The 12761-nt window shown below is 73.2% G+C and carries 20 protein-coding genes and 1 pseudogene; 17 read left to right on the top strand and 4 right to left on the bottom strand.

What is annotated here, in order from left to right; genetic code table 11:
- Positions 1-16 precede the first annotated feature (16 nt).
- The 7 genes from IEX89_RS07630 to IEX89_RS07600 are packed head-to-tail and all read left to right on the top strand — an operon-like array spanning position 17 to position 2972.
- Complete coding sequence (locus IEX89_RS07630) at positions 17-583, top strand: head-tail connector protein (protein ID WP_188911340.1); 567 nt, start codon at positions 17-19, stop codon at positions 581-583.
- Between the two features lie 4 nt (positions 584-587).
- Positions 588-923, top strand: coding sequence for a phage head closure protein (locus tag IEX89_RS07625; protein ID WP_188911338.1), 336 nt, complete (start codon positions 588-590; stop codon positions 921-923).
- Positions 920-1339 (top strand): DUF3168 domain-containing protein, encoded by a 420-nt coding sequence (locus IEX89_RS07620; protein WP_188911337.1) that lies wholly within the window; start codon positions 920-922, stop codon positions 1337-1339. Before IEX89_RS07625 ends, IEX89_RS07620 begins: the two co-directional genes overlap by 4 nt.
- A gap of 13 nt (positions 1340-1352) precedes the next feature.
- Positions 1353-1763, top strand: a complete 411-nt coding sequence (locus tag IEX89_RS07615; RefSeq protein WP_188911335.1) for a phage major tail protein, TP901-1 family — start codon at positions 1353-1355, stop codon at positions 1761-1763.
- Between the two features lie 19 nt (positions 1764-1782).
- Positions 1783-2148 (top strand): gene transfer agent family protein, encoded by a 366-nt coding sequence (locus IEX89_RS07610; protein ID WP_188911333.1) that lies wholly within the window; start codon positions 1783-1785, stop codon positions 2146-2148.
- Entirely contained in the window at positions 2145-2351 is a 207-nt protein-coding gene (locus IEX89_RS07605) for a phage tail assembly chaperone (protein WP_188911331.1), read from the top strand. The genes IEX89_RS07610 and IEX89_RS07605 overlap by 4 nt, the downstream gene beginning before the upstream one ends.
- Positions 2352-2369: 18 nt before the next feature.
- Positions 2370-2972, top strand: a complete 603-nt coding sequence (locus tag IEX89_RS07600; protein WP_188911329.1) for a phage tail tape measure protein — start codon at positions 2370-2372, stop codon at positions 2970-2972.
- Between the two features lie 18 nt (positions 2973-2990).
- Here IEX89_RS07600 and IEX89_RS07595 read toward each other — a convergent pair whose 3' ends face one another.
- The gene (locus IEX89_RS07595) at positions 2991-3233 is read right to left on the bottom strand and encodes an HP1242/YdcH family protein (protein ID WP_188911327.1); all 243 of its coding nucleotides are present in this window, start codon (positions 3231-3233) and stop codon (positions 2991-2993) included.
- A 133-nt stretch (positions 3234-3366) separates the two neighbouring features.
- Here IEX89_RS07595 and IEX89_RS07590 point away from each other — a divergent pair.
- The 3 genes and pseudogenes from IEX89_RS07590 to IEX89_RS07580 form a co-directional block, all read left to right on the top strand.
- Positions 3367-3528 (top strand): annotated as a pseudogene (locus tag IEX89_RS07590) (DUF2460 domain-containing protein); the annotation flags it as partial.
- The gene (locus IEX89_RS07585; RefSeq protein WP_188911325.1) at positions 3509-3997 is read left to right on the top strand and encodes a hypothetical protein; all 489 of its coding nucleotides are present in this window, start codon (positions 3509-3511) and stop codon (positions 3995-3997) included. The pseudogene IEX89_RS07590 and the gene IEX89_RS07585, both read left to right, overlap by 20 nt.
- Positions 3998-4031: 34 nt before the next feature.
- Positions 4032-4241, top strand: a complete 210-nt coding sequence (locus tag IEX89_RS07580) for a hypothetical protein (protein ID WP_188911323.1) — start codon at positions 4032-4034, stop codon at positions 4239-4241.
- A 77-nt stretch (positions 4242-4318) separates the two neighbouring features.
- Here the strand turns inward: IEX89_RS07580 and IEX89_RS07575 are convergent, their stop codons facing one another.
- Complete coding sequence (locus tag IEX89_RS07575) at positions 4319-5023, bottom strand: cytochrome b/b6 domain-containing protein (protein ID WP_188911322.1); 705 nt, start codon at positions 5021-5023, stop codon at positions 4319-4321.
- Positions 5023-5334 (bottom strand): PepSY domain-containing protein, encoded by a 312-nt coding sequence (locus tag IEX89_RS07570; RefSeq protein ID WP_188911320.1) that lies wholly within the window; start codon positions 5332-5334, stop codon positions 5023-5025. Before IEX89_RS07570 ends, IEX89_RS07575 begins: the two co-directional genes overlap by 1 nt.
- 133 nt (positions 5335-5467) lie before the next feature.
- On the opposite strand from IEX89_RS07570, the gene IEX89_RS07565 reads away from it, so the two are divergent.
- Genes IEX89_RS07565 through IEX89_RS07550 form a run of 4 tightly spaced genes read left to right on the top strand, consistent with a single transcriptional unit; the run spans position 5468 to position 9069 of the window.
- Entirely contained in the window at positions 5468-5824 is a 357-nt protein-coding gene (locus IEX89_RS07565; RefSeq protein ID WP_188911318.1) for a PepSY domain-containing protein, read from the top strand.
- 1 nt (position 5825) lies between these two features.
- Positions 5826-6491, top strand: coding sequence for a response regulator transcription factor (locus IEX89_RS07560; RefSeq protein ID WP_188911316.1), 666 nt, complete (start codon positions 5826-5828; stop codon positions 6489-6491).
- Positions 6488-7837 (top strand): sensor histidine kinase, encoded by a 1350-nt coding sequence (locus tag IEX89_RS07555; RefSeq protein ID WP_188911314.1) that lies wholly within the window; start codon positions 6488-6490, stop codon positions 7835-7837. Before IEX89_RS07560 ends, IEX89_RS07555 begins: the two co-directional genes overlap by 4 nt.
- A gap of 56 nt (positions 7838-7893) precedes the next feature.
- Positions 7894-9069 (top strand): vWA domain-containing protein, encoded by a 1176-nt coding sequence (locus tag IEX89_RS07550; RefSeq protein WP_188911312.1) that lies wholly within the window; start codon positions 7894-7896, stop codon positions 9067-9069.
- Positions 9070-9141: 72 nt separating this feature from the next.
- On the opposite strand, the gene IEX89_RS07545 is transcribed toward IEX89_RS07550, so the two are convergent.
- Positions 9142-9357 carry a hypothetical protein gene (locus tag IEX89_RS07545; RefSeq protein WP_188911310.1) on the bottom strand — a complete coding sequence of 72 codons (216 nt, stop codon included), beginning with the start codon at positions 9355-9357 and terminating at the stop codon, positions 9142-9144.
- A 20-nt stretch (positions 9358-9377) separates the two neighbouring features.
- Here IEX89_RS07545 and IEX89_RS07540 point away from each other — a divergent pair, with 20 nt between their 5' ends.
- The 3 genes from IEX89_RS07540 (at position 9378) to IEX89_RS07530 (ending at position 12719) form a co-directional block, all read left to right on the top strand.
- Positions 9378-10139 (top strand): phosphodiester glycosidase family protein, encoded by a 762-nt coding sequence (locus IEX89_RS07540; protein WP_244645171.1) that lies wholly within the window; start codon positions 9378-9380, stop codon positions 10137-10139.
- Between the two features lie 194 nt (positions 10140-10333).
- Entirely contained in the window at positions 10334-11641 is a 1308-nt protein-coding gene (otnK, locus tag IEX89_RS07535) for a 3-oxo-tetronate kinase (protein WP_188911307.1), read from the top strand.
- A 94-nt stretch (positions 11642-11735) separates the two neighbouring features.
- Positions 11736-12719, top strand: a complete 984-nt coding sequence (locus IEX89_RS07530) for a TRAP transporter substrate-binding protein (protein ID WP_188911305.1) — start codon at positions 11736-11738, stop codon at positions 12717-12719.
- Positions 12720-12761 lie beyond the last annotated feature (42 nt).

Here is a 12761-nt window from a genome sequence, read left to right as displayed (position 1 = left end):
GACGAGGAGCGCTGACATGACCCCCCTATACCTCGCCGGCCCCGCCGTCGAGCCCGTCGGCGTGCCCGAGATGCGCGCCTTCCTGCGGCTCGAGCACGAGGACGAGGACGCGCTCGTGGGCGCGCTCCTGCGCGCGGCGCGGCTCGTCATCGAGGCGACGACGCGGCTCGTCGTGCTCGAGCAATCCTGGCGGATCGCGCTCGCGCACGTGCCGGAGGACGGCGTCGTGCGCCTGCCGCTGGCACCGATCCTCGCGGTCGCCGAGGTGCGCGCCTACGACGCGAACGGGACGGCGAGCGTCGTCTCCGCCGCCGACTGGCGCCTGGAGCGCCGGGCCGATCCGGCGCGGATCGTCCTCGCGGGCGCGGCGCTGGAGGCGGCCGACGGCGTCGAGATCGACCTGACGGCGGGCTTCGGCGCGAGCGCGGCGGACGCGCCGGCGCCGCTCGTGCAGGCGATCCGGCTGCTCGCCGCCCATTGGTTCGAGAACCGGGGAGACGGCCCGCCGCCCACGGAGCGGGCGAGCCTGCCCCTCGACGTCGCGGCGCTGATCGCGCCGTTCCGCCGCTTGCGGATGGGGTGAGGCCATGCGTGGAGCGAGAACCGCCATCGGCGCGCGACGCCGCCTCTTCACCCTCGACGTGCCGCTGGAGACACCCGACGGCTTCGGCGGCGTGGTGCGGATCTACCAGCCGGGCCCGCGGGTCTGGGGCGCCATCGAGGCCGTCGCCCTCGACGAGCGCGAGCGCGGCGGGCGCCCGGAGGACGCGGTGACCCATCGCGTGCGCCTGCGCCACCGCGCCGGTATCGACGGGCGCATGCGGCTGATCCTCGGCGCACGCCGCTTCGCCATCCGCGCCGCCAGCGACCCGGACGGGCGCGGGCGCGAGACGCTCTGCCTCGTCGAGGAGATCAAGCCGTGAGCGCGCCCGGACCCATCCTCGCGCTGCGCACGGCGATCCTCGCCGCGCTCGCGGCGGACACGATCCTCGCCGACCTCTTCGGCGGATCGCTGCGCCTCCACGACGAGCCGCCCCGCGGGGCGCGGCCGGTCTACGCGACCTTCGGGCGAGTGGTCGCCCGCGACGCCTCGGGCGAGGGCGTGCGGGCGCACTGGCAGGAGGCGGAGATCGTCGTGTGGTCGCGCCCGGGCTCCGCCGCGGCGGGGCTCGCCGTCGCCGACCGGATCGCGACGCTCCTCGACGATTCCGATCTCGCCCTCGTCGGGCACCGCCTCGTGCGGCTGCGCGTCGCCGAGAGCGGCGCGACGCGGGATGCGGCGACGGGCGCCGCCCGCGCCTGGCTGCGGCTCGCGGCCTTCACCGAAACCACCAGCTGACGGAGGCGCCGCGATGGCCGCGCAGAAGGGCAAGGATCTCCTCGTCAAGATCGACGAGGGAACGGGCGCGTTCGTCACGATCGCCGGGCTGCGCGCCCGGCAGATCGGGCTCAACGCCGACATGGTCGACACCACCAACGCCGAGAGCGTGGGGCGTTGGCGGGAATTGCTGGCGGGCGCCGGCGTGCGCCGTGCCGCGGTTTCGGGCTCGGGCGTGTTCCTCGACGGGACGTCGGACGCGCTCCTGCGCGCCGTCTTCTTCGCCGGCGAGATCCGCGCCTACCAGGTGATCGTGCCGGATTTCGGCACGCTGACCGGGCCCTTCCAGATCGTCTCGCTGGATTATCGCGGCGAGCACGCGGGAGAGCTGACCTTCGACGCCGCCTTCGAATCGGCGGGCGAGATCGCCTTCGCGGCGCTCTGATCACGAGAGGAGGACATCCATGGCGAACGCACGACGCGGCGATGTCGCCGTGACCATCGCGGGGCGGGAGCGCACCTTGCGCATCACGCTCGGCGCGCTGGCGGAGCTCGAGGACGCGCTCGGCGCGCAGGATCTCGGGGCTCTCGCGGCGCGGCTCGCGGAGGGGCGGCTGAAGGCGCGCGACCTCGTGGCGATCCTCGGCGCAGCGCTCCGTGGTGGCGGGGAGGCGATCGACGACCGGGAGGTCGCGGCGTTCGCGCTCGAGGAGGGCGTCGAGCCCCTGGCGCGGGCGGCGATGGAGGCGCTGGCGAAGGCGTTCGGGGCGCCGGCACAAGGAAATCCGATGACGGAGACGGCGCCGAACCCTCCGTCGGCGCGGGCGTGACCGGCGCCGCGCCCGCGCCGTTTCCCTGGGACGACGCGCTCGAGACGGCGCTCGGCCCGCTGGGCTGGACGCCCGACACGTTCTGGCGTGCGACGCCGCGCGAGCTCGCGGCGGCCGTCGCCGGCCGTCTCGGACGCGCGCGCGCGGGCGCACCGACACGCGACACGCTCGCCGCCCTGATGGCGGCCTTTCCCGATCGATGAGGCAGGAGGAGACGACCCATGCTGGAGGATCGCGACGATCCGTTCTCGCGCGCCCTGATCCCCCCGGAGCGGGCGCAGGAGATCGAGCGGCTGACCCGTCTGACGGAGCGGCTAGGCGCGAGCTTCACCGCGACCTTCGCCAAGGGCGTCGCCGACGGCAAGCGCTTCGACGCCATCCTGCAGCAGATGGGGCGCTCGCTCGTCGAGATCGGGCTGAAGGCGGCGCTCGCGCCGCTGCAGCAGACGCTCTCGCGGGGCGTGGCGGGCCTCCTCGGCGGGATCTTCCACGGCGGGTCGGGGGCAGGCGGACTCGCAGGCGGCGGCTTCCCGCCGCTGCCGCCGGTGCGGCCCTTCGCCAAGGGCGGGGTCGTCGCGGCGCCGACCTACTTCCCCATGGCCGGGGGCCTCGGCCTGATGGGCGAGCGCGGCGCGGAGGCGATCCTGCCGCTCGCGCGCGGGGCCGACGGGCGGCTGGGCGTGCGCGCCGGCGCGGGCGAGGGCCGCGCGCCGACGATCGTCGTCAACATCCAGACGCCCGACGCGGAGAGCTTCCGGCGTTCGGAAGCGCAGGTCTCCGCGAGCCTCGCCCGCGCCGTGGCGCGCGGGCGGCGGGCTTCTTGAGCGTCGCCGTCTCGAGCCTCACGCGGCGGCCGACAGCATCGCGGCGATCTCGTCCTTCAGGGCGAGGCGCTTGCGACGCAGGTCCTGCTCGACGTCGTCCGACGCCGGCTCGACCCGGGTCTCGATGCGGTGAATCGTGCGGTTGAGCTCGTGATACTCGTCGGCGAGCTTCGCGAAATGGGCGTTGTCCTGCTTGAGCGCGTGGATGCGCTCGGCCGCTTCCGGGAACTCCTCGGCGAGCTCGTGGGGGACATGGCTCATCGTGCTTCCTTCCTCTGTGCACTTGCGGCCGCCTGCGCGACCGCTCGGCGCTACCTGACCCCGAAGCCGCCGGCCGCGCCTTGAGCGAGGTCAAGGACGCCTCACCCGAAGGCTGCCTCATCGGAGGACGACCATGGACGATTTCCACGAGGTGCGCTTTCCCCTCGACGTGGCGCTCGGCAGCCGCGGGGGGCCCACCCGCCGGACCGAGATCGTGACGCTGGGCTCCGGACGCGAGCACCGGCACCATCGCCGCCGGCACGGGTCGGCGGGGCGTGACGCTGCAGGTGCCCTGGGAGGCCTGGTCCGACGTGCTCGTGCGGCTCGACGCGGCCGTCGAGACGACCTTCCGGCGCGTCCAGCTCGAGGTCGCGCCCGTCCCCGGCGCCTGGGAGCGGCGGCCGCCGGCGATCGAGGAGAGCCTGTGCCGGCGCTACTTCTGGATGGCGGGCCTCGACGCGGCGAACCGCTCCATCGGTACGACGGCGGGCCTCGACGACACCCATCACCAGGCGCTCGTCGCCTTCCCCGTCGCCATGCGCGCGGCGCCGACCTGCGTGCCGAGCGGCCCGGGCACCTTCGCGCTCGCGGTGGACGACGGCACGGGTTGGGCCGAGCGCGCGCTCACCCTCGTCGAGTTCCTGGAAGCCAGCCGCGAGAACGCGCGCTTCCGCCTGTCCACGGGGATCGTCACGCCCCGCGGCCGCGCCGGCCAATGGCGCGCCTACGGCACCGGGCGCCTGCCCTTCGATGCCGAATTGTGACGCCGCAGCCACCCGAGCCAGGAGAACAGCTCAGATGACCGAGACCAAGACACCGTTCGCGAGCCGCACCGTCTGGGCGAATTTCGTGGGGCTCGCCGCCCTCGTCCTGCCCTTCGCGGGCTTCGACGCCGCCGCGCTCGATCCCGAGCGGCTCGCCGAGGCCGGTGCGACCCTCGTCGCCGCCGGCAGCTTCATCGCCTCGACCGTCTTCCGCGTGGTCGCGACGCGCCGCATCGGGGGCTGAGGCGCGTCTGGACCCGAGGCGCGTCCGGACTTGACGCGCGCCTTGCCGGCCGCGGGCGGGAGATCGAGGGAGCTCGATCAGGCCCGCTTGCGGCCGGTGATCATCGCGCCGACCAGGTTCTCGCGATGAACGACGCCCGCGACGGCGACGCCGCCGAGGTGCAAGAGCACCAGCGCGAGGTCGAGATTGGCGAAGAGCTCGTGCGCCTCGCCGATCACGCTCTCCTCGCCGCGCTCGCCGCCCTCCCATGCGTCGTCGTCGTCGGCCCTTGCCGGTGCGACGAAGGCGATCGTCGGCAGCGCCGGCAGGCTCTCCACCTGCGCCGACACGGGCGCGACGAACGGCGCGAGCGGCCCTTCTCCCTCCTCGACCGCGAGTCGGGCGACGCCCGTCACCGCCGTGCCGAGGATGCAGACGAGGAGCGCCAGCGTCATCGCGCCGCCAGCCGGGCTGTGACCGACGTAACGCGGTGCGGTCCCCGTCGCGAGACCCTTCAGGTATCGCAAGACCGCGCCCGGACCCGCGACGAAGTCGGAGAACCGCGCCCGGCGCGGACCGACGAAGCCCCAGCCGATGCGCACGACGACGATGAAGAGGGCCGCGTAGCCCGCGACCTGATGCACCGACATCGGCTCGCCCTCGGAGAGGTACGCGACGAGGAAGGCCGCCGCGAGAGCCCAGTGGCCGATGCGCACCAGCGGATCCCAGACCCGGATCGTGCCGGGGACGTCGGAGGCGGCGCGCGCCGCCTCCGGATCGTCGGTTTTCGCCCCGGCGCTCATCAGTCGCGCTCCCGATGCAGCACCTCGGCGGTCCGCGGATGCACGCTCATCTCGTAGCGCACGCCGTCCTCGATGATGTACACCTCGTAGATGCCGTCGTCGGCCTCGACCTTGGTCACGCGCCCGCCGTTCGCCTCGAGCCGCTGGGTGATCTCTCCGATGGAGAGCCAGTCGGCGGCGGGAATCGTGGAGCCGCGACGCTCGTCGTCGTCGCGATCCGAGGAGGCCAGCGCGGGGCCGGCGATCAGGGCCAGAGCCAGAGCCGGGACGGCGAGGCCGAGGGAGCGGAGCGGGGTGATCGGGGTGCGCATGGGGCTCGTCCTTTCTCGTGTCGCGCCGCAGGCTCGTCCCGCGGCGTCGAGGGGACCATCGCGCATCGGCGCTGATGCCCGCCTGACGCCCGCCGTCAGCGTTCCGTCAGCACGGCCGTGGCATGAGAGCGGGATGACCCGCACTCGCGCCCTCGCTTTCGCGCTCCTCCTCGCCCTGCCGCTGGCCGGGGGTGTCGTCACGTTCGGCGCGCACGCGGACGATCACCGCTATTCCGACGACGACGACCACGTGCGCGCCCGCGAGGCGGTGCGCTCCGGCGCGGCGCTGCCCCTCGCCGAGATCCTCGCCGCGCTGGCGCCGCGCTTCGGCGGCAAGGTGATCGAGGTCGAGCTCGAGCGCGAGGACGGGCGCCCCGTCTACGAGCTGACGCTGGTGGGGGCCGACGGCGTCGTGCGCGAGATCCTCGTCGACGCCAAGACGGCGCAGGTGCTCGAGCTCGAGATCGACGACGACCGGGACGACGACTGACATGCGGGCCTTGTGCGTCGAGGACGATCCCCGCATCGCCGAGGATCTCGCCGCCGCCCTCACGGGCGCGGGCTTCCTCGTGGAGATCGCGCGCGACGGCGAGGACGCCTGGTTTCGCGGCGACACGGAGGATTACGCGCTCGTCGTCCTCGATCTCGGCCTGCCGCTCCTCGACGGGCTCACCGTGCTCAAGCGCTGGCGGGCGGCGGGGCGCACGATGCCGGTCCTCGTGCTCACCGCGCGCGGCTCCTGGGTCGAGCGCGTCGAGGGCATCGACGCCGGCGCGGACGACTACCTCGCCAAGCCCTTCCGCATGGAGGAATTGGTGGCGCGCGCCCGCGCCCTCGTGCGGCGCGCGGCGGGGCAGGCGGCACCCGCCATATCGATCGGCGACATCGTCGTCGACCCCCGCCGCATGAGCGTCACCCGCGCCGGCGCGCCGCTGGCGCTCTCCCCCCTCGAATATCGGCTCCTCGCCTATCTCGCGCATCATCGCGGCCGGGTGGTGCCCGCGGGCGAATTGATGGAGCAGCTCCACGGCGACGACGACGCGCGCGACCAGAACGCGCTCGAGGCGCTCGTCGCGCGGCTGCGCCGCAAGATCGGGCCCGGCGTGATCGAGACTCGCCGCGGCTTCGGCTACGTCGTCCCGGACGCGCCCGCATGAGGAGCGCGACCTCGCTGCGCACGCGCCTCGTCGCGGCGGGGCTCGCCTCCATCGCGCTGGCGCTGGCGCTCTGCGCCTTCGGCCTCGGGCTCCTGTTCGAGCGCCATGTCGAGCGCCGGCTCGTCGCCGAGCTGACCGTGCAGCTCGACCAGCTCGTCGCCGGCATCGACCGCGCGCCGGACGGCGGCTTCGTCGTCGCGCGGTATCCCGGCGATCCGCGCTTCGTGCAGCCGCTCTCGGGGCTCTACTGGCAGATCGAGGTGGCGGGTACGGAGCTGCGCGCGCGCTCGCTCTGGGACGAGCGCCTCGACCTGCCGCAGGACGTGGTCGGCGACGGGGCGGTGCACGTCCACCGCATCTCCGGTCCCCTCGACGCGAGCCTGCTCGCGGTGGAGCGCGAGGTCGTGCTGCCGCCGCGCCTCGGCGAGACCCGCGCGCGCGTGGCCGCTGCCGTGGACCGCGCCGAGGTGGCGCGCGCGACGGCCGCCTTCCGCGCCGATCTCCTCCCCTACCTCCTCGTCATCGGCCTGCTCCTCGCGCTCGCGAGCGTGGCGCAGGTGCGGGTGGGCCTGCGCCCGCTCGCCCTCGTCGCGAAGCGCGTCGCCGCCGTGCGCTCCGGCGTCGCGACCCGCGTCGGCGCAGACTTCCCCGCCGAGGTCGCACCGCTCGCGGGAGAGCTCGACGGGCTCATCGCCGCACGCGAGGTCGACGTCGCCAAGGCCCGCGCCCGCGCCGCCGATCTCGCCCACGGCCTGCGCACGCCGCTGCAGGCGCTCGAAGGCGACGTCGCCCGCTTGCGCGAACGGGGAGAGGACGCCCTCGCCGACGACGTCGCCGCGATCCTCTCCGCCATGAGCCGCACCGTGGAGCGCGAGCTCGCCCGCGCCCGTCTCGCCGGGCGCTCGAGCGCGGCGCGGGCGGAGGTACGCGCGATCGCCGAGCGCGTCGTCGCCGTCGTCCGGCGCACGCCCGACGGCGCGGCGAGGGACTGGGCCGTCGAGATCGCGCCCGCGCTTGCCGCACGCATCGACCCCGACGACCTCACCGAAGCCTTGGGGAACCTCGTCGAGAACGCCGCGCGGCACGCGCGCACGCGCATCGTCCTCTCGGCCGAGCGGGAGGGCGCGCGCATCCGCCTCGCCGTCGCCGACGACGGGCCCGGCATCGCGGCCGAGCTCGTCGAGACGGTGCTCGCCCGCGGCGGGCGCCTCGACGCTCGCGGCTCGGGCGCGGGGCTCGGCCTCGCCATCGTGCAGGACGTCGCCGAGGCCTGGGGCGGATCCTTCGCCTGCGAGACGAGCGAGGCGGGCTTCACCGCCGCCCTCGACCTGCCGGCGGCGGCGTGAGGCCGCGCCCGCGCATGCCCCTTGCGTCCGCGCCGGCCCGTCGCCACCATGCCCCCATGCTGACGACGTTCTTCGCAGAGCTGCGCGCCGCGCGCATTCCCGTGTCGCTGCGGGAATACCTCACCCTCCTGGGCGCGCTCGACCGCGACCTCGCCGACAAGCGGGTGGAGGATTTCTACTACCTCTCTCGCGCGGCGCTGGTGAAGGACGAGCGCAACCTCGACAAGTTCGATCGCGTCTTCTCCCGCGTCTTCAAGGGGCTCGGGACCATGGGCGAGGCGCTCGAGGCCGCCGAGATCCCCGAGGAATGGCTGCGCAAGATCGCCGAGCGCTACCTCACGCCCGAGGAGAAGGCCGAGATCGAGGCCAAGGGCTGGGACCGTCTGATGGACGAGCTCAAGCAGCGCCTCGCCGAGCAGAAGGGCCGCCACCAGGGCGGCTCGAAGTGGATCGGCACGGCCGGAACCTCGCCCTACGGCGCCTACGGCTACAATCCCGAAGGCATCCGCATCGGGCAGGACGGCAACCGCAACTTTCGCGCGGTGAAGGTCTGGGACAAGCGGGAGTTCAAGGATCTCGACGACCAAGTCGAGCTCGGCACCCGCAACATGCGCGTCGCGCTGCGGCGCCTGCGCCGCTTCGCCCGCACCGGCGCCGCCGACGAGCTCGACCTCGACGGCACGATCCGCGAGACGGCGCGCCAGGGCTTCCTCGACGTGAAGATGCGCCCCGAGCGCCGCAACGCGGTGAAGGTGCTCCTCTTCCTCGACGTCGGCGGCTCCATGGACTGGCATGTCGAGCGCGCCGAGGAGCTGTTCTCGGCGGCGCGGGCCGAGTTCAAGCATTTCGAGCACTTCTATTTCCACAATTGCCCTTACGAGGGCCTGTGGCGCGACAATCGCCGCCGGCATGCGGAGACGATCCCGACCCTCGACGTGATCCGCACCTATCCCGCCGACTATCGCTGCGTCTTCGTCGGCGACGCCTCCATGAGCCCCTACGAGATCCTCGTCCCCGGAGGCTCCGTGGAGCACTGGAACGAGGAGCCCGGCCAGGTCTGGATGGAGCGCCTGACCGCCCATTTCGGCCGCGCGGTCTGGCTCAATCCCGTCCCGCGCTCGCATTGGGGCTACACCCACTCCATCGGCCTCGTCTCGCAGCTGATGAGCGGGCGCATGTTCCCCCTGACGCTGGAGGGGCTCGACGGCGCGATGCGGGAATTGGTGCGGTGAGGTGAGGCGGGGGCGAATGGTCTGCTACCCAGGCGAGAACCTTTCAGAGCGGCTTCGGCTCTGGACGATGCGTTATTCGGGTTTGCGAACGCTTTCCCGATCTCCTAGCTTGTCGAAAGGAGACGAGCGATGACAACGTCTGAAACGGAAGGCCAGCTGCGCTTCGCGCGTCGCGCGGCAGAGGCGCTGCGCCGGCTCGGGGACGATCCCGTTGGACGCGAGCTCCTGGTCGGCCGTCACGCTGCCGGCGAGGATCTTCGTCGCGAGATCGATCGCGATCGTCAGCACGGCAAGGAACGAGACGACGCGTGCGAAGCATCCTCATCACGCTCGTCGCGCTGATTGCCGCGCCGCTGGGCGTCTCGGCGCAGCCGGCCCCGACGCCCGAGGCGCCCTGCGTGCCGCGCATGTTCGACGGCGCGCGCTTCACCGTGTGCGCCATCGATCCGGACGTGCACGCGCTGCGGCTCTATTCGGCGGACGCGGCCGGCGAGCCCTACGGGCGCTTCTCGCGCATCCCGGAGGAGGCGGGCGGGGCGCCGCTCGTCTTCGCCATGAATGCGGGGATGTATGCCAACGACCTCTCGCCGGTGGGCCTGCACGTCGAGGCGGGGGAGACGCTGAACGCGCTCAACACCAACGACGGGCCGGGCAATTTCCACCTCCTGCCCAACGGCGTCTTCCTCGTGGAGGACGGGCGTGCGCGGGTGATGGAGACGCAGGCCTACCGCCGCTCCGGCATCGCCCCCGATCTCGCGACGCAATCGGGGCCCATGCTCGTCATCGACGGCGCGTTGCATCCGCGCTTCCTCGAGCGCTCCACCTCGCGAAAGCGACGCAACGGCGTCGGCGTCGCGGCGGACGGGACGGTCTGGTTCGCCATCTCCGAGGAGCCGGTGACCTTCCACACCTTCGGGCGGCTCTTCCGCGACGAGCTCCGCACGCCCGACGCGCTCTTCCTCGACGGCGGGCTCGTGCCCAGCCTCTACGCGCCGCATCTCGGGCGCACCGTCGACGGCTGGGCGCCGCTCGGCCCCATCGTCGCCGCCTATCTCCGCGGGGCCGATTAAGCGGGGAAAACGGCGCGAAAGCGCGCCGACATTGCGCGTTCCGTAGAGAAAGTGCACGTTTCCGGCGCGATTTTCCGGGGAGTTCGCCCAAAGGCCATGAAATTGCCCCGTTGCCGCCCGCGCGACGACTGGCTAACGTGGCGGCGAAGAACGAGGCGCCGGGGATCGCAACGCGCGGCGCCGCGGGGAGGACGATGGACGGCAACGGACAGGCGGAGGCGCAAAAGCGCGCACTCGCTCTCGGCTGCATCGCGGACGACCATACCGGCGCGACCGATCTCGCGAACACGCTCGCGCGCGCCGGGCTCTCCGTGGTGCAGACGATCGGCGTGCCCGATCCCGATCTCGCGATCCCCGCCGCCGAAGCGCTCGTCGTGGCGCTCAAGATCCGCTCCGTGCCGGCGCAGGAGGCCGTCTCCCGCGCGCGGGCCGCGCGCGAGATGCTGGTCGCGGCGGGCGCCGGGCACGTGCTCTACAAGATCTGCTCGACCTTCGATTCGACGGATGCCGGCAATATCGGCCCCGTCACGGACGCGCTGCGGGCCGATGCCGGCGCGGCGATCGTGCCCGTCTGCCCAGCCTTTCCGGGCACGGGGCGCACGGTCTACCAGGGGCATCTCTTCGTAGGCGACCGGCTCCTCTCGGAGAGCCCGCTCAAGGACCATCCCCTCAACCCCATGCGCGACGCCGATCTCGTGCGCGTGCTCTCCCGCCAGAGCGCGGCGCCGGTCGGGCTCGTGGCGCATGCCGACGTTCGCGCCGGCGCGGAGGCGATCGGAAAGCGCCTCGCGGCGCTCGCGGGCGAGGGGAGGGGGGCTGCGATCGTCGATGCCGTCTGCGACGACGACCTGATCCCGCTCGGGCAGGCGGCGCTCGCTCATCCGGTCTCCACCGGCGCGTCGGGCCTCGGCCACGGTCTCGCGCGGGCGCTGATCGCGTCCGGCCGCGCCAGCGAGAGCGTCTCCTCCGCCCTGCCGCCCGTCGGCGGGCCGGCCGTGATCCTCGCGGGCTCCTCCTCCGCGGCGACGCGCGCGCAGCTCGCGGCGGCGCAGGCGTTCATGCCGGTGATGCGCATCGACGCCGCGGCGGCGATCGCAGATCCCGAGCGGGCGCTCGCCGACGCGCTCGCCTTCGCCCGCGAGAAGCTGCCCTCGGGCCCGCTCGCCATCGCGACGAGCGCGGAGCCGGAGGTGGTCGCGGCCGTGCAGGCGCGCTTCGGCGCGGGCTTCGCGGGCGCGGCGCTCGAGGGGCTCCTCGCGCGCATCGCCGAGCACCTCGTCGCCTACGGCCTGCGCCGCCTCGTCGTCGCCGGCGGCGAGACCTCGGGCGCCGTCGTCGAGGCGCTCCAGATCAAGGCTTTGCGCATCGGCGCGGAGATCGCGCCCGGCGTGCCGGCGACGCTCGCGCTCGGCGCGCCGGCCGGTGCGCTCGCCCTCGCTCTCAAGAGCGGCAATTTCGGAGGAGAGGATTTCTTCGCCCGCGCGCTAGAGGCCCTGCCCTGAGCCTGCGGACGGGAAGAGGACGCGCGCGGCACGCCAGCCCGCGCGTTCGGGTCACCGCAACGAGATCAACCAAGGACCGGAGGAAATCGACCCCATGTTCCACACCACCATCAAGGCCGCGCTCGCGGGCGTCGCCCTCGTCGCGCTCGGCATCTCCGGCGCCCAGGCGCAGCAGGCGCTCAAGCTCGGCTACTCGCTGGCCCCCACCTCGCATTACGGCGTGGGCGCAACCGCCATGGCCGAGGAGCTCGAGCGGCTCTCCGACGGCAAGTTCACGATCGAGCAGTTCCCGGCCAACGCGCTCGGCGGCGAGCGCGAGATGGTCGAGGGCGCCCAGATCGGCACCGTCGACATCGTCATCACCTCGACGGGCCCCGTCGGCAACTTCGTGCCCGACACGCTGATCACGGACATCCCCTTCCTGTTCCGCGACTACGAGCACGCCCACGCGGTGCTCGACGGCCCGATCGGCCAGGAGATCCTCGCGCAATTCCCCAATCACGGGCTCATCGGGCTCGCCTGGGGCGAGAACGGCTTCCGCAACCTCACCAACAACGTGCGCCCCATCCGCACGCCCGAGGACACGCAGGGCCTCAAGGTGCGCACCATGGAGAACCAGGTGCACATGCGCGCCTTCCAGGAGCTCGGCGTGCTGCCGACCCCGATGGCGTTCCCCGAGCTGTTCACCGCGCTCCAGCAGGGCACGGTCGACGGCCAGGAGAACCCGATCGGCGTGATCCTGTCGGCGAACTTCTCGCAGGTGCAGGACCATCTGACCCTGACCCAGCACGTCTACTCGCCGGCGCTGATCATCCTCTCGCCGATCGTGTGGGACGGCCTCACCGACGAGGAGAAGGGCTGGTTCGAGGAGGCCGCCGCCGCCGGCGCCGCCGCCATGCGCGAGAAGGTGCGCGAGGACGCCGACAACGGCGTCGCGACCTTGAAGGAGCAGGGCATGCAGGTCGTCGAGGACCCGGACCGCGCCGCCTTCGAGGCCGCGCTGCAGCCGGCCTTCGCCGAGTTCGCGGAGCGCTTCGGCCAGGACAAGATCGACGCCATCCGCAACACCGGCATGTGAACGCCGGTCGCCCCTCTCCCGCACGGGAGAGGGGCACCCGCC

Origin of the sequence: Salinarimonas ramus (assembly GCF_014645695.1) — a bacterium.
GTDB lineage: Bacteria > Pseudomonadota > Alphaproteobacteria > Rhizobiales > Beijerinckiaceae > Salinarimonas > Salinarimonas ramus.
The sequence above is the reverse complement of the archived record's forward strand: the minus strand, read 5'-3'. Positions and strand labels throughout refer to the sequence as shown.